Here is a 16,991-nt window from a genome sequence, read left to right on the forward strand (position 1 = left end):
TCTCTGTAAAGTTTCCCCCAACTTACTCTTTTCGTCAACGCGTTTTCTTTTTTCAAATTAAAAATATGTAGAAATCGTAACATACGGATTTTGGAATGTCAAGTTTGGGAACTTTCTCTTTCCGAATTTTTCTAGTCTGCTTTAAAATCTTTTCTTCTTGTCTGCTTTCTTCTCTGCTTTCTGATGAAAAAAATTACTCCGCAGAGCAATGGAAGGATCATCAAAGCAACTCCCACAATGGATGGCAGATTATAGAAAAACTGAATCTTTCTATCCGGTGTGACCAGAATTTGAAACACCTTTTCCTCCGATCGGTTTCCTGCCGCATCCACACCGGATACGCAAACCGTTTTCCACCTATTCTCCTGTCTAAGGACAACTTCTACCCTTCCTCCCTGCCGTTTCAATCTCTCGGCATCGTATCTTTTTTTTATTTTTCTCTCACCATAAACAGACACTTCCACTGCCTCTGTCGCAAAATTATCTTCCGTATAAATCGTCATTTTTTTCGAGGACTCTTTATACTTCCCATGATTCTCTATTCCGGTAACAACCACTGTCGGCGCTGTCTGATCTACAACAAAATTGATTTCTTCTCCCTTGATCTTATTGTTCCCTCTATTTTCTGCCCTGTCTTTTGAGGAAAGTGTTACCGTATAATTTCCTTCTTTCTGAAAATTGTGTCTGCCAATCTTATAAGTGTATGTTTTCCATCCCTGCTCGGGTTCGTTTTTTTCCACCGCATAGTCTTTCCCCTTTTGCAGTCTGACAACTTCTCCATCTCTTCCATAACTGATCTCCTTCATCTGCAATGTATCTATATTGATTTCCGTCACTTCAATTTCCTGCGGCTGTTTTGTATAATGCTTTTGCAGAAGTTTTCTTGTGTTGTCACTTAATGTATAGACAGAGCCAAATCGATTTACCGAAAATGTAATTGACTTTTTTGTCACATTGCCTGCCCGATCCGTCACTTGAACTGTCAGTGTATACAAGTCGTCCTTCTCCTTCGTCCGTTCAAAATCCGGTAGTTTTATATACTGCCCGTTTACGATTTCCGTCTTCTGTCCCTCTATCGGAAGTTTCCCGCGATGGTATCCCGTCAATTCGATTTTGACATCCTTCTCTTCGTAGTTTCTGTCCTGATAACGAATCTGAGGTGCAACTATATCATTATTTGCAGACTTGTTCTCCACTCCAAAGATTTCTACAGACGGACTTGTCCGATCAATGGTAAATCGATCTTCCGGATACTCTTTTGCCATATTTCCCGCAAGATCTGTGTAAGAAACATTAAATGTATATGTCCCATCTTTGTCATATAAAATGGTTGCACGGTGTACTGCTTCTCTTTCTCTATTTTGGGAAGATGTTTCACTGTCTACTCCCTCTGATGTAAACATCCCTATTTCCGGCGCCTTTTGCTCCTCCCCATCAAGAACTGCTGTGATTTTGATCGCTACATCTTCCGGTCGGAAATTTTTCTCCTGAATCGAGATCACTGCAGTCCGAGGTTTATGATAATATCCCTTTGTCCTTTCCGTCTGTTCCTGATACGAAACCCGGATAACAGGAGCAGTCTGATCAATCACAAACACATCATCATTTTCATATATAGTCTGGTTTCCCGCCTTGTCTGTGCAATTAAGCGAAAGCTTGTATACCCCATCTTCCCGAAATAGCATTGTACATACATATGTATCCTGATCCGTATTTTTTCCGCCTTCCTGCCTGGTCCATTCCCCACTGATCGGTTGCCTTCCTTCCGAACTGCCTGCCTGAATTTTCAAAGTCTTTTCATCAAAATTTCTCTCGTGAACAGTGATGGTCGCTTTCCGTGCCTTCCTGTAATAGTTTCCGTTTACAGGCATCTGATCATCATATTGAACGTGAAGGATCGGCGGTGTGATGTCTATTGCTATCTTTTCTTTGTTCTCTGTCTTCTCGTTTCCGGCAAAATCCTTTACCGTTACTTGAACCCTCACATCATTGCTGTTGAACACCTCCGCCGGAATGACAACTGCTCCTTCCCATCTTGCCTTTCCTCGTGTCTGATGATCTTCTTTTTGAAATAAAATTTCCTCCTTATCTGCCTGTACATTTTCTTCTGCTGCCACATGGTAGAAAACTTGTTGAATTCCTGAATATGTATCCCCTGCCTGTAGATCTTCCGCTTCTATCTTTACTGTCACATCTCCTCGATAAACCCCACCGGATTTTTCCCCTTCCAATGTCATTTTGATCTTTGGCTCTGAGCATTCCGTAATCATTCCACTTATCGGGTATAAAAAGCAGATATTTCCTGCCAGATCTTCCACTTTTCCATACACGATACACTGTTGGTCCGGATTTACTGCAAATGCATCTCCTTTCACCCATTCTTTTGATGGTAAATTCTTTACATCTTCTTCCGAAAGCGGACGTTTCGAACAGTAATATTTTACGGAAGCCACCCCGGCTGTAACATCTTCTCCCGTAATCTGAATCTGATAAGCATCTCTTTGGAACAAACTAAAAGAAACAGTTCTCCATGATTCTGCTGAATTTTTCTGCCCATCCACAACAATTTCTCCTTTCGGAGCCGTCTGATCCACTGTGAATCTTCTCGGAGCAATGCTGACTTTCCTTCCTGCCAGATCCATATACGTAAACTCTGCGATATAATTTGCATCTTTTTCAAACAAAAATGTTGCAGTGTATGTATCTGTATCTATCTTTTTCCAATTTTTCCTCTTTGCTGCCTGCTGGAAGTATCCGCCCTCTACTTCCTGAGGATATTCCCCTTCCTGCATTCCTTCTGCTTTTACAGAAAGCTCCATTTGACTCTGTTCTTCTGAAAATGTTTCCGGAAAAGAAAAATTCCGCTCACAAATTACAATCTTCGCCTCAATTGCTTTGTCTGTAAAGCTTCTCCGACCAACTTCCTCTGATAAAAGAATCTCCTCTCCATCGCAGTAATATCGAATTTCTGCCACAGGATCCGTCGTGTCGATTACAAACTGCTCTGGAGCCTCAGAATCCCCATAGTCCACTCTCTGCTCCACATTTCCTGCGCGGTCTTTGCAATGCGGTCTGATTCTGTATTCCTGCTCTTTTTGAAACTTCAAATATAGGCATTCTCCCTCTTTGCCCTCTTGTCTTCTCCACTCTGCCAGGATCCCAAACTCTTTTTCCAAATCTTGTACCCTTACATTTTTCTGTTGTTTTTTGCCGACACCTACATCAAATGTGACATTTTTCTGTTCAAAATTTTTATCCTGATATAAAATTTGTGCTGTTCTTTCTTCTTGAAAATAATTTCCATTTTTTTTGTCATTATTATCGTAAGCCACTATAATTTGCGGCGCGACTGTATCAATTTTCAGCCTTTCTTCTGCCACAGTCTGATTTCCCGCATGGTCGGACACCGTCACAGAAAGTTTTACATCATTACTGTTATGCCTGGAAGCTTGTATTATTTTTTCTCTGGAAACCTTTGCCTCTGTCTGCAATTCCTGTAATGTCTTCTCCACCTCAGTGCCGGATTTCGGAAAATTCTCCCGAATCTGTTCTGTCTCGCAAAAGCATTCCGTCCCATCACACGACAATGCGACACAGATTTCTTTAATTCCGGAAGTAATTTTTTGATTTTTCAAATGAAAATCTTCTACGGTAATCGAAAATGGAATATCTTCTGTATAATATTTCTCTGAGTCGATTCCCCTAAGAGTCACTTTTGGTTGTTTCAGATCCACAACTATTCCGTCCGACAAAAACACCGCTTGATTCTGCACTTGATCTTCCACCCTCACAAGTAGGACATAATTTCCTTCTTTTACTTTTCCTTGGTTTTCTATACCGATAAGAATCTCACATGTCTCTTCTTCTACTGGATTCCACTGAAGCTCCCCTGATATGGTTAGCTTCTCCACAAGATTTTTTGTAAGTTTCTGATCTTTTTTCACATTCCAGACCGCATAAGACCATCTGTCAACTCCGCTTCCTCTCTCATCCAGACTGTTCTGATCTTCGACAGAAACTTTCTCTGCATAAGAAGTATTTTGATATGTGCCAAAGTTCAATCCCCGTTCTTCCCCACCAATCTTGTTCTTTTCCAAGGATAATCTATGAAAAATAACCTCCGGTGCTTCGCTGTCAATGACAAATACAAGACCATCCGCCACTTCTGTGACTGTCTTCCCTGAACCGTCTCTGCTATCCTTTAAATACCATTCTCCAGTCCTTCGCTGCACTCCCTCCTGCTGCTCTTCAAAAACAATACCTTCTTTCGTGGCATTTACAAACACTCCTCCCTCTTCTTTGATCCTCACCCACACTTCGTCATATCTCTGTGCAAAAGATGACTCTTCCCGGATATGCAATTTTACTTTCACCGGTTCTCCGGTATCCCCTCTAGTTCCTCTGACATATATATTCTTCCCTTCTTCCTTCTGAAATATCCCCGCTCTATGCTCCACTGAAATCACATCTTCTGCCTCTTCCAATTTCTGAGGAAGAACCTCCAGTGTTCCATAATCTTCTTCCTGCGCCACTTTCATACAGTAATTTCCCTGCACAACCCCTTCGAAAGGATTTGCAAGTTTCCCATCTTCCCTTTTTAGTTCCGGAATCAGACAATTATCATAAGATCCAATTTTTAATTCCGGATACGGATCCCGCAAAATTACTTCTGGAAGCATTACTTTCTCTAAATCTTCTTGTAAGATACCTTCCTTGATAAATACTTTCCCATGTTTTCTCAGATCTGCTTCCAAGGTTTCCATTGTCACTCCATAATCCACAGAATGATCTTCTACCTGCAAATACAAATTTTTAGGAATGACTTTCATATGAATACCGGATATTTTCTTTTGCTCACACTCTGCCAGCTCATAATTTTGAGGCTGTTTGATCACTTTCTGAATAACCGCTTCCGTGTAAGTTTTTACATTGCTTCCCTCTAATTGCACCTCGACCGTTACTCTATTTTCTTCTTTTTTCTCCTGATAATATCCTGTGAGCACCGCTTCCCTTTTCCCATCATAGACCTTCTCTGCCTTTTCCCACTGAATTTTTTCAAGCGCGACTGCCCTTCTGACTGAATTTTCGCCATTTAATCCCTTCTCCTTTTTTATCTGCTGCACTTCTTCCGCCCTCGCCTGCCAAAGTTTCTCGGAGGTAACATTACACAGGGCTATCGCCAACACAACCGGACCTGTAAGCATCATGATAATCTGTACCCATTTTCTGACTCTTCCCCAAGATTCTCTCAACTTCTTCCACCGTCCCTTTCTATCACTTCATTCGTATGAACCATCATCACATTCTTTTTCAACACAAACACATCACTTGTTTTTGTTTCTTTTTTACGATTTTCTTCTTCGATCCTTCTGATTTCTTTCCTCGCCTCATATCCTGTGCGTACTGCGATGATTCTCCGAATCCCAAATTTCAAAAAAAATATCGTTGTCATGATTCCTCCAACTACAGATAAACCTGCACAGATGAAAAAGCCCTGACGGTATATCTGAATTATCTGTTCCTGATCGTACATATTGTCTTCACCTCTTCTTCTGCCCATGAAATATTTTTTACCAGTTCCTCCTTTTTCTTCTCTATTTTCTTTTGCGCTCCTCTATTCTGTATCGTCAGATCTGTCCGCAGCCTCTCTTTTACTTTTTCAAGCTGTTCGCTCATTTCTTCTCTTTTAACTCCTTCTGCATAAAATTTATCTGCATTCTGACCAATTTGATACACCAATTCCTGGTACATCACAAGCGCAGTTTTTTCATTATCAATCGCCACGATATTTCCTTTTGTCAATTCTGTAAGATCTTCCCAGTATTCCCGGTAAGTAACCTTGCTGTCCCCCGCCCGATCATTTCGATTTAATTGTGCATAATATCCTGCAATTTTCCCCAGCATCTTTGCACGCACTCTCTGATGTTCTTCCAGCGTCTCTGACTTGGCGGCATCCACAAACCACCTCCCGGATAACTGTTTATTTCCCTCTCCTTCATAATAGTAGAAATAGGCTATCCCAATCCGAAAAGCTACTTTCCCATATGCATTCTGCTCCGACTCCAGAACACTTAAATAGTCCTTTTTATTCATTCCTCTTTGCTGCAAAATTTCCAGCATCATCGCCGCTTCCTCCTGAGAGAAATTGTCATCAGTCAGGAATACCTTTTCCAATAACAACTCATATGCATCTGCCTTTCTCGGATTCAATGCGATTGCTTTTCGATAATTCGCAATCTGTTTTTCTCTTGTCACTGAAGACGATGCTTCTTTCATCACTCGCTCATAACTGTTCCTGACTGTCTTCTCTTCTGCGCAGCGAAACCCCACAGCCCCCGCTGCAAATGCCAATGTACAAACTGCTGAACAGACAAAAATCCGCCACTTCTTCTGCTGCTGTCTCTTGCATTCAACATCAAATTCCCTATAATGTTCCAATGCATACAATAATTCTGCGCAGGACTGGTACCGTTCCTGCGGATCATTTTGTACACACTTCCAGATAATTTCTTCTAATCCAGAAGACAACTGTGGATTCCAATGCCGGATCGGATATATCTCATAGGGTGGCATACATGGGTTATGACCAGTTAAAAGATGATACAAGGTCCTTCCCAGACAAAAAATGTCTGTTCTTGCATCTGTCTGCCCATTTCCCCCAAACTGTTCCGGCGCCGCATATCCAACCGTTCCAAGGCAGATTGTATCCTCCACATGTTCTTCCTTATATTCCCTCGCAGTTCCAAAATCAATCAGCATCACTCTTCCATCTGGCCGCAGCATAATATTTGCAGGCTTCATATCTCGATAAATAATCGGTGGTTTTCGGGAATGCAGATATTCCAGTACATCACAGAGTTGTTTTGCCCATGCAACTACCACTTCCTGAGATTGTGCCCCTTGCTCCTGCAATGTCAGGCTGAGCGGTCTTCCTTCGATGTAGTCCATCACGATCAGAAATATATCTTTGTATTCCAGAACATCTGCAATCTTAGGAAGATTGGGATGATCCAGTCTTTTGAGAATATCCGTCTCTGCCAGAAGTTCCTCCCGCATCGTCCGATAATATCGATTCCCTTTCTTTTGAATTTCCTTGATCGCCCACTGTCGATTTGCTCTCTCATTCATTGCAAGGTAAACTGTGCTCATCCCTCCCTTGCCGATTTTATTTAAAATTTTGTATTTTCCATCTACAATCATACCGTTCTCAAGCATCTGCCTCCTCCTTTCCATTTCTTTTTTACCTTTGCTGCTCCCTCTCCTATTACCGATGCCCTATTGAACAGAAATCCAAATCGCGGAAAGATTATCCGTCTCCATCCGTCTTTTATTCTGTTCTATAACTTCTTTCAAGTTTTCTTCCATCTCCCATTCTGCTCTCAAGTAATTCCTGCAAAACCTTTCCTCAAGCTCTCCATCCAGCAATTGATTGCAAAATCCATCCGAGCAAACTAAAAATCCCATTCCCGGATAATATACTCCCGACTTCCATTCCGGAGTAATTTTCTCCTGCACTCCAACGCACTGCAACAGTACATTTCTCCGGGGATGTTGTCTTGCCTGCTCTTTTGTCAGTCTTCCTGCATCAATTTCTCTCTGCACATAAGTCTGGTCTTTTGTCAGCTGCTGCACGTCTTCTGTAAGCCCATAAACACGAGAATCTCCAACATGTACGATCAAATACCATCCGGCAATCAACAGGACTGCCGAAACTGTCGTCCCAAGCAGAAGATTCTTTTCTTTTCCGTAGACAGAAATCATCTGGTTTTCCTCCTGTATCAAGCTTTCCAGACTTTTCGCAATCGCTCTTTTTCTCCTTTCTCCCACTCCCTTTTTCTCCTGCCCCCCAGAAAGAAGTAATGGAAGTGTTTCTTCAAACCATCTTGCAAGCGCCCGGATCACTTCTCCGCTTGCCACTTCCCCTTTTTCCAGTCCGCCCATTCCATCACAGACCGCCGCCAATAAGATTTCTCCTTCTTTTGTCATTGCTGACCGAACTAGCAAGGAATCCTGATTGATCTTCTTTTTAATTCCTCTATCGCTGCACGCTGCACTCAACAATTTCATAAACCCTTCTCCTCTCTATTTTTACATGAAATGAAATTCAAACACCTCATCCGACAGACGGATTGTCACATTGTCTGACAGAGCAGTTTCCTGGTATGGGTGTAATGCCTTTCCCTCTACATAAGTTCCATTTGTCGAATTTTGATCCTCGATATAATACTGCCACCCTTGCTTGCTGATTTTTGCGTGACATCTGCTGACCGATGTATTATCCCGGATACAGTAATTGACTTTCCTCTGCTCCTTTCCAATCAAAAATGGCTGCGTATTGATCAGGATTCTCTCTCCTGTATCCTTTCGAAGCAAATATGCAAACTCTGCATTGTGAAGTACTGTTGTTTCTCCTCCCGCTGCATTTAGCAATGTTGTTTCTCCCACGCCTTCACTTGCCATCATATATTCCTCCATATTCCATTCTCTCTCTTCTTCTCTTTTCCTTCTTCCAGGCGAATATCTGCTTTCTGTCCTTCCATCCACTTGTCGTACCTGCCTTTTTGATGTCTGCATCTGTTGGTATGTATGTTGCATTCTTGCTCCGTTCTTCTCTGCATGTTTTTTCTGATTTGTATGCACTGACATCCAAATCATGGCTGCCATTCCTCCGATCCCTACTATTCCTCCGAAAACAGCCAGCATCACCCCTGTTCTCCCGGTTTCTCCTCCGTTTTGGTTCTCTCTATTTTCCAGTGAATCTATTTTTTTACTAAATCTTTTTCGCTCTTTTTCTGCCTGCTCTGTATGCTTCTCTGTATGCTTCTCTGTTTGCTTTTCTCCCTCCGCCATTGTTTCCGGCTTTTTATAAGGAATTTCAAATGTATCCAATGCCTTTCTGATATGATAGATCTGCACTGCATATGGCACCATCCCCTCCTGGAACACATTAATTCCCACAACTTCCCTGTTGGCATTTAGAAGCGGGCTTCCAGCCCCTGCTCCATATAGTGGAATATTATGTTCGATGACTTTATCATTCTCTCCATCTGGTACCTCCTCCGATTCACTAAGACGGATAACCTCTCCTCGCTCTGATATCTGTGGAATTTTCTCCAAAATCTTTTCCCGGTATCCCTCCCCAGAACAGCCGACAAACGTAATAGGGTTTCCTTCTTCCGGCGGCACTCCTTCCCCTAATGTCAAACTCTCTCTGTCGTATAACTTCGACGACAACTGCAAAACTGCAAAATCCATCCGATCACTCTGCACACTTGCATGAATCTTTGCAGGAACAAACATATTTTTTCCTGTCATTACGTAGATTCCCAACCTTTCATCTTTCTCCGGCAATTCGTTCAGCGCATGCTCTTCCATAATTTTTTCCAAAAGTATCTCATCTGGAACCGCCACATGCTTATTCGTAAGAACTGCTTGCTCGTTGATCAGAAAAGAAGTCCCATTGAGATAATAGGACACTTCCCCACTGTCGTTTCGATAACCAACTGCTACCGGAAGAACGGCATCCGAAATCATTTCCTCTCTTTCATCTGATTTTGCTGCTCCCTCTTCTGCCACAGTTATCGTCGGAAGACAGCACACTGCCACAACTGTCATCCAGATTACAAGCAACAGCTTTTTCACTTCTTTTGTCATATACACCATCTCCTCTGAATCCATGTCTTTTTCCCGCTTCTTTCTCATAAACTGTTAAAAATGTCTTTGGAGTATCTATGAAAAACAAATATCTTACTTCATTTACTGCACTGCTCTTATCGTCCTCTTTACTCTTCTCCGGCTGCTCTTCTATTCGAGCATCTTCCGACACTAACACCGCTTTCCGTCAATTTACTCTTGAACTATTCCGGCAGGATGTGGCTGCAAATACTATTGGACTACATTACACATTGAAAGATCCATCTGCCTACGATATCGTCCAGGCTCCGGTTACATACGGATCTTTTTCCACAAATACGACCGGAATGATGGCATCTCTAGAAAACAGTCTTTCTGCTTTGTCCCATTATCACTATGAAGATCTCACAGACGAAAATAAACTCACCTACGATATTCTCAAATCTTATTTGCAGACTGCCCAAAAAGGCGCTCCCTATCTCTTATACGAGGAACCATTAGGAGAGATTACCGGAATTCAGGCACAGCTCCCGGTACTGTTAGCGGAATATCCATTTCATGATATAAAAGATGTCGATACATATCTCTCACTCTTATCCTGTACCCCGGATTACTTCAACTCTCTGATCTCCTTCGAAAAGGAGAAGGCAGATAGTGGTCTATTTATCCCGGACAGCACCGTAGATGCTGTGGTCGACCAATGTAGTTCCTTTGTCGACATGAAAGATTCCAATTATCTGCTCACAACTTTTGATGAACGGCTTTCCAAGATACCTGGACTTTCTTCTACTGTAAAAAGGAATTATCAAAAGAAAAATCAAGAAATGATTGCAAATGCTGTCGTTCCGGCTTATGAGTCACTGATCGATGCCCTTCTAGAACTGCGCGGCAGTGGAAAAAATAAAAAGGGAGTCTGTTATTTTCCGAATGGAAAAGAATACTATAGCTATGTCGTAGAAAGAGATACCGGCTCACCTCGCTCGGTATCCGAAATAAAAAAATTAATCCATGACCAGATTTCCTCTGATCTTTTGTCTATTCAGACATTGCTGTCCAAAGATCCTGAACTTGCCTCGCGTCCTGTCTCTGCCGAAGCACCTCCAGACAAGTCAGATATTTTTCTGCAAAACCAGATTGATCGGAATCAGCCAGAACAGATTTTGACATTGCTGGAACAAAAATCTTCTGCTGCCTTTCCTGCTCCTCCGGACGTAACTGCTCAAGTGAAATATGTTCCCAATGCTATGGAACCTTATCTGAGCCCTGCATTTTATATGGTTCCCGCCATTGACGACCAGTCAGAAAATGTAATCTACATCAACCAATCACGCAATGTCGATACCCTAAAACTATTTACGACACTTGCACACGAAGGCTATCCCGGACACTTGTATCAAACAACTTATTTTGCTGAAAAAAATACAGAACCTCTCCGCAGCATTTTTAATTTTAGCGGTTATGTGGAAGGATGGGCAACTTATGCCGAGATGTGCTCCTACTATCTGAGTCCGCTGCCAAAAGACCAGGCTGCGCTGTTTCAAAAAAATGGTTCTCTGACACTTGGACTCTATGCTGCCGCAGATATTGGAATCCATTACGATGGATGGTCGGTACCCGATACTGTACGCTTTTTCTCTGATTATGGAATCAAAGATACCGATGCTATCCAGGAAATATATAATTTGATCCTATCTGATCCGGGAAATTACTTGAAATATTATGTTGGCTATCTTGAATTTATGGAATTGAAAAAGAAAGCGATGAAAATAGACGGAGATGAATTCTCCCAGAAAAACTTTCACCGTGCAGTTCTCGATGTCGGACCTGCCCCATTTGATATTGTTTCTAAATATGCGGTTGATAGATAAGCTGCCCTGTCACACATCCGACTCCTCTGTGGCATACAATACAATAAGATATTTCCAAGGAGGTTTTTATGTCTTTCTTACCAGTATTCCTATTGCTGCTCTTTCTTCTCTTCCTTTTGAATTATCACAAAAGGAAAAAGCTGATTCTTCAGATCCAAAGAATGCCCTCTGAAAAGAAATCGGCTCTTTTGCAGAACTTGCTCCATCCATATGATTTGTCCTATCTGCCTCTACATGATCTCTTTACCTATCGAGAGGACGCGTGGCTCCCAAAAACCTGCCGCCGTCCTGCTGATACTGCCATCCGCGATCTTTCTCTTCAGGATGCTCTTCTGATCTACTTTGACTATAACGAAAAAACATGTCTGATCAAGTTGAAAAAAGGTCAATATGGAATCTATTTTGGCGGAGAGATCGGACTATATTGTGCTGACCACATTGTCTCTCCCCAAAACAGAACTACAACCCGATTTTTTAGTATAGCAGAATCTGAATTTCTTCCTCTTTCCTTAGAGCTTCTGGAAGAAGACCTGTCCACTTTTCAGCTCAGCAAACGACACTGGCGACTAAGCGGATTCCAAATTGGACGATGTCCTGTTTCCGCAGACTCTCAATTAAAAGTATCTGTTACCTTTCCGGATACATTCATGCTGCAAAGATTCATTCACGGCTTACTGGAAGCAGGTTATTCCGAATGCGAGCTTACGATTCGCAAACTTACGATTTCTTTCCTCTTTCCTTCCGTCAACGAATCCCCCAATTATCATACACGATCCTCGCAGTTTAAAGAGAATGCAGTCAAATGGCAAAACGCTTTCCACTGTCATCTGTATTCTTTCCTTACGCCCCCTTTTGACAATACCACAGATAAACTAATCTATCTGCACACTTCTCATCCTTCTATGTTCCGGTATCTATGCCGCATCAGAAGCTGACAGTTCCACATAACGAAAACACTGAATTTTACGATATACCCGATAACAAAATACACTGAATTCTACGAGAATTTCCTTACGGAACCGGAGAGCTTTCCTACTCTCCGGTTCAGTCTGTCAGAAAATCATTACCCGGCATACATCCCCGATGCAAGCAGTACACTTACTGCAATTCCTGCAAATGTCGCCAAAAGCGCTCCCGCCAGTGTGTATCTTGTCTTTTTGATATTCGCTGTCATAAAATACACAGACATCGTATAAAAGATTGTCTCCGTGCAGCTCATCATGATAGATGCCACAAGCCCAATGTACGAATCTGTTCCATATTCCTTAAAGATGTCCAGTACCAGCCCTGTAGCTGCTGAGGAAGAAAACATCCTGACGATCGTAAGCGGTACGAGCTGTACCGGAAATCCGATATGTACCACAAACCTACTGACCACTTCCGCAAAAAAATCTAAAAATCCAGAAGCTCTCAATACTCCTACCGCAACCATCAGCCCGATCAATGTAGGCATAATCTTAATAACAGTAAAAAATCCCTTTCTCGCACCCTTTATAAAATGCTCATAGACATTTGTCTTCATCAAAATTCCAAAACCGACGATATAGAAAATCACAAAAGGTACGATAAAATCACTCAGATATAGTAAGAACTTCATCTACTCCTCCGTTTTCATAAATAGGCTCTTATCATCTTATGAAAACGGAAAACTATTTATACTGATCTTCCTCCAAAATCCGCTCGATTGCCTCCCGGATCACCTCTGACTTTGCCACTTTCAGGCGCTCACAGTAAGCATTCAGGCGCTTTAACGTCTGTTCATCCAGGCGTAGAGAACAGATCTTCTCCTTATTGTCACTCCCCTTTGGTCTTCCTGGTTTTCCCATAATCTCATCTCCTTTTTTGTATTACAATAATCATAATATATGTATTACAAAAAATCAAGTCTAAAATATGTTTTGGTATTTCAAAAAACACACCAGGATGACAAAATCTCTTTTCCTACACGCGCTTCCTTTTCCTCATCGCCATTGCAAATGCTACTCCGACTACCGTACTGACCAGCGTCGCCACAATCCCCGCCCCGACAATCCCTGCCGGATTTACACTTCCATACTGACTCCGATAGGCAATGATATTGATTGGAATGAGCTGCAAAGAAGAAATATTTAAAATCAAAAACGTACACATATCTCTGCTCGCAATGCTTTTGTCCTTGTTTGGATTGACTTCCTGAAGACTCTTCATCGCCATCAGTCCTGCCGGCGTTGCTGCCCATCCAAGCCCCAGGATGTTTGCAATGATATTTGTTGTAATATGTCTATTTGCTTCGTGTCCTTCTGGCACGTCTGGAAACAGAAAATGTACCACAGGCTGTAGTTTTCGCGATGCTGCAGCGATCAGCCCTGACCGCTGTGCAATTTCCATAAGCCCTACCCAAAAAGACATTACTCCAAGCATTGTAATACAAAGTGTCACTGCTTCCTTGGAAGAGTCCAGCGCCGCGTTCGTGACATCTGCCATCCTCCCTGTCAACGCTCCATAGATAATTCCTACAAGTATCATTCCTGCCCAAAGATCATTTAACAACTTTTTCTCCCCCATATTTATTTTATAAATATACTCTATGTCCGGGGGAACTCTTATATTCTCTAAAGCTGCATCTCCACCCGCTCGATCCGGTTCCGGATATTTCTGTCAATCTCATCAAACACAAGCTGCTTGTTGTATTGATAATATCTATCGCACTGGTATTCCTGAAGGAACTTTACACTGTAAGCATTCATATTTAGTTCCGTGATAAAGATTGTCATTTCCTGACTGGCTCCAAAGGCAATATCCATAAAGTCAAATGCATACTCCAGTTTCTGTCCCGCAGATTCCTCCAGCTTTTCATAAGCACCGCGCTCTTCTGCAAAAAGTCCGCGGATTTTCTCAAATGCATCCTCTCCATCAGAAATCTGCTCCTCCTCCAATACCTTCAGATACAGTTCCAATTTCTCGATCCCTTTTCGATAAACAATCTTTTCCGTTTTTGTGAGCAGTTTTGCACGTTCTTTTTCCTTCTGTTCCTCACAAGTTTCTTCTAAAATTTCCCGGAATGCCTCCACTGCTTCCTTTTTCTGACCAAGCACATCTTTGTATTGTTTTAACTTCTCAAACAGCATAGAAACATAAGCTTCCTGCCCAAATACTTTGCGGAAAACTTCTGTGACACGCGCAAGGAGCAGGCTGATCACACTTAGCTTTTCATCAAAAGATGCATGGGAAATCTTTTTCAACAAGATTTCCGGAATCTTTCCTTCCATCACCTGTTCAACCTGATAATCTGCCTCATAGCGGTAATACAGCTCCAGATAATTTGCAAAATCCTTTGCAATCTCCGGAAACTGAATATAGGAACCGACCACATCTCTGTCTACTTTTTTCCCCAGTTTTTCATACACTTGGATCAGCCTTGACAGATCTTCCCATCCTCTTGGTGTTGCGAAGAAGGAGCCATCTACTGTATGTTCCATCTTGTAAAAATAATTTTGTCTGTTTGTCAGATAAGAAATCACTGCCGGGTGAATCCCCTGATGGTAAGCATACTCTTTCCAAACCGAAAAATCTGCTTCCACCTCGATTTTCTTCACGCGGTCCATCGTCACCACATCAAATTCTCTGACGGACTTGTTATACTCCGGCGGATTCCCCGCTGCCACAATCACCCAGCCTTTTGGTACTTCATGATTTCCAAACGTCTTATACTGCAGAAACTGAAGCATTGCCGGAGCAAGTGTCTCCGACACACAGTTGATCTCATCGATAAATAAAATTCCTTCTGAAAGCCCTGTTTCTTCTATCTTTTTATACACCGATGCAATGATCTCACTCATTGTATATTCTGTAACCGAATACGCTTTTCCCCCATACTCATTTTTTGAGATCAGCGGTAATCCAATCGCACTCTGTCTTGTATGGTGCGTGATTGTATACGCCACCAGCCCGATCCCACATTCTCTCGCAACCTGTTCCATAATCTGTGTTTTTCCGATTCCCGGTGCTCCTAAAAGAAATATCGGTCGCTGTCTCATCACCGGGATCTCATATTCTCCATATGCATCTTTCAGCAAATATGCTTCGATTGAATCTTTGATTTCTTCCTTTGCTCTCTTAATATCCATATTCCATCTCACCTTCTGTTCTTCTTAATTGTTCTGGCTCCAGTATCAGTTTCATCGCCCACGCCGGCACGTCCACATCACTGTAATCCTCTTTTAAAAATACGAACGCAGTTTCATACAACGGCTTTTTCGCCGGGAATGTTCCATATCCATCTGTAAAATAAATCAGACCACGGAGTCTTCGAAACGCTTTCTTTGCAATCAACTTATTGACATAACCGAACACAGGGCGAAAATCAGTGCCGCCAAATCCATGTATCTCAAACTGCTCCATATAGCGTTCCATCTCTTCCTGATTATGGATCACTACATCTGACTGTACTTTATCATCACACTGGATGATATGCACACAGATTTTTCTGAAAAAGCTCTCCGACTCACTTAACACACTGTATGTCTGCTCTAAAAATTTTCGGATCAGCTCTTCTTTGCACGACATCGATGTATCAACGGCAATGACAAAGTCCTCGACTTTATGCACTTCCTTCGTCTCCTGTGGTTCGATCAATGGTACATTTCCGAACATCTCCATTCCATAGTGATAAAATATATAATCAAAGGTATCTGGATCTACCTGTATTTCCTCTTTTAGTACTGAAAATTTTCTCAAAAATTTTTTATAATCATATCGTGTCCGATTTTCTACGCGCACCTGCTCTGCAAGTGCCTCTGCATCTTCTGATGCTTCTTTTGCAAACGTCTCCATTTTCGTCTGAAGCTTCTCGTTTTCCTCTTTCCACTCTTTCTGCCGTTCCATCATTTTCTGCGGCGGAATTTCCTGATTCCAAAGCTGATGATCATCCACAAAAAACTCTCCTCGCAGTTTTTCAAAATCAGCTTCTCCAATCCATGTATCTTCTTCTCTTCCCGCCTCTTTTTCTTCCAACACTTGATAAATTCCTGCGACTGTCAGCACCTTCATCTTTTCCCGCAGACTCTGATACACTTTTTTCCGATATGGCGAAACATATCTTCTGACTGCGCGTACAGAAAGTCCGTCAATGATCGACTCCACCGCAATATCTGCCGCAAGATCCCACAAAGCGGTATCTACAGTTTTCGGAATCGTCAAATGTCCAAACAGACAATGAAATACTATATGAAGATAGGCTCGATTAATATAGATCCGATCCTTTTTATACAGGTAGATCAATGCATCCGGATAAAAATAAATGCCAAATCCATCTGTCCCCATCCCTGTTATATTCGTCTCCGGCAAAAAGAAAAATCGACTCAAAGACACATCAAGAAATCGCATCGACAAATACAGTTCATTTCTCGCCTGCTTCCAGATATCCATGCAGATCTCAATCTTTTCCAGTTCTCTTTGCTGCTGTTTCTGTATAATATTCATCGCTTCCTCCTCTCTTTTTATCATTGCTTT

General features: G+C 42.0%; 12 protein-coding genes. 2 read left to right on the forward strand and 10 right to left on the reverse strand.

Going from position 1 to position 16,991, the window contains the following annotated elements; translation table 11 throughout:
- Positions 1 to 131: 131 nt before the first annotated feature.
- The 5 genes from ACESPO_RS11840 to ACESPO_RS11860 are packed head-to-tail and all read right to left on the reverse strand — an operon-like array spanning position 132 to position 9,654.
- Positions 132 to 5,252 carry an Ig-like domain repeat protein gene (locus ACESPO_RS11840; protein ID WP_336304505.1) on the reverse strand — a complete coding sequence of 1,707 codons (5,121 nt, stop codon included), beginning with the start codon at positions 5,250 to 5,252 and terminating at the stop codon, positions 132 to 134.
- Complete coding sequence (locus ACESPO_RS11845) at positions 5,249 to 5,533, reverse strand: hypothetical protein (protein ID WP_016439923.1); 285 nt, start codon at positions 5,531 to 5,533, stop codon at positions 5,249 to 5,251. The genes ACESPO_RS11840 and ACESPO_RS11845 overlap by 4 nt, the downstream gene beginning before the upstream one ends.
- Entirely contained in the window at positions 5,512 to 7,215 is a 1,704-nt protein-coding gene (locus tag ACESPO_RS11850; protein ID WP_336304504.1) for a serine/threonine protein kinase, read from the reverse strand. Before ACESPO_RS11850 ends, ACESPO_RS11845 begins: the two co-directional genes overlap by 22 nt.
- A gap of 60 nt (positions 7,216 to 7,275) precedes the next feature.
- Positions 7,276 to 8,067 carry a PP2C family protein-serine/threonine phosphatase gene (locus ACESPO_RS11855; RefSeq protein ID WP_499788883.1) on the reverse strand — a complete coding sequence of 264 codons (792 nt, stop codon included), beginning with the start codon at positions 8,065 to 8,067 and terminating at the stop codon, positions 7,276 to 7,278.
- Between the two features lie 21 nt (positions 8,068 to 8,088).
- Complete coding sequence (locus tag ACESPO_RS11860; protein ID WP_336304502.1) at positions 8,089 to 9,654, reverse strand: trypsin-like peptidase domain-containing protein; 1,566 nt, start codon at positions 9,652 to 9,654, stop codon at positions 8,089 to 8,091.
- 77 nt (positions 9,655 to 9,731) lie between these two features.
- On the opposite strand from ACESPO_RS11860, the gene ACESPO_RS11865 reads away from it, so the two are divergent.
- On the forward strand, positions 9,732 to 11,501 hold the full coding sequence (locus ACESPO_RS11865) for a DUF885 domain-containing protein (protein ID WP_435387663.1): 1,770 nt from the start codon (positions 9,732 to 9,734) through the stop codon (positions 11,499 to 11,501).
- A gap of 161 nt (positions 11,502 to 11,662) precedes the next feature.
- Positions 11,663 to 12,436 (forward strand): DUF4474 domain-containing protein, encoded by a 774-nt coding sequence (locus ACESPO_RS11870; protein WP_499788884.1) that lies wholly within the window; start codon positions 11,663 to 11,665, stop codon positions 12,434 to 12,436.
- A gap of 128 nt (positions 12,437 to 12,564) precedes the next feature.
- On the opposite strand, the gene ACESPO_RS11875 is transcribed toward ACESPO_RS11870, so the two are convergent.
- The 5 genes from ACESPO_RS11875 to ACESPO_RS11895 all read right to left on the reverse strand — a co-directional run bounded on the left by ACESPO_RS11875 (position 12,565) and on the right by ACESPO_RS11895 (position 16,961).
- On the reverse strand, positions 12,565 to 13,098 hold the full coding sequence (locus tag ACESPO_RS11875; RefSeq protein ID WP_008977635.1) for a spore maturation protein: 534 nt from the start codon (positions 13,096 to 13,098) through the stop codon (positions 12,565 to 12,567).
- Between the two features lie 52 nt (positions 13,099 to 13,150).
- The gene (locus ACESPO_RS11880; protein WP_008977636.1) at positions 13,151 to 13,327 is read right to left on the reverse strand and encodes a ribbon-helix-helix domain-containing protein; all 177 of its coding nucleotides are present in this window, start codon (positions 13,325 to 13,327) and stop codon (positions 13,151 to 13,153) included.
- A gap of 115 nt (positions 13,328 to 13,442) precedes the next feature.
- Positions 13,443 to 14,030, reverse strand: a complete 588-nt coding sequence (locus ACESPO_RS11885) for a nucleoside recognition domain-containing protein (protein WP_009263802.1) — start codon at positions 14,028 to 14,030, stop codon at positions 13,443 to 13,445.
- A gap of 62 nt (positions 14,031 to 14,092) precedes the next feature.
- Positions 14,093 to 15,607: an ATP-binding protein gene (locus ACESPO_RS11890; RefSeq protein WP_336304500.1), complete on the reverse strand. Its 1,515-nt coding sequence runs from the start codon at positions 15,605 to 15,607 to the stop codon at positions 14,093 to 14,095.
- Entirely contained in the window at positions 15,597 to 16,961 is a 1,365-nt protein-coding gene (locus ACESPO_RS11895; protein ID WP_336304499.1) for a vWA domain-containing protein, read from the reverse strand. Before ACESPO_RS11895 ends, ACESPO_RS11890 begins: the two co-directional genes overlap by 11 nt.
- Between the last annotated feature and the right edge of the window lie 30 nt (positions 16,962 to 16,991).

The organism is Coprococcus sp. HPP0074 (assembly GCF_964238105.1).
In the GTDB taxonomy this organism is placed as follows: Bacteria; Bacillota; Clostridia; order Lachnospirales; family Lachnospiraceae; genus Faecalimonas; species Faecalimonas umbilicata.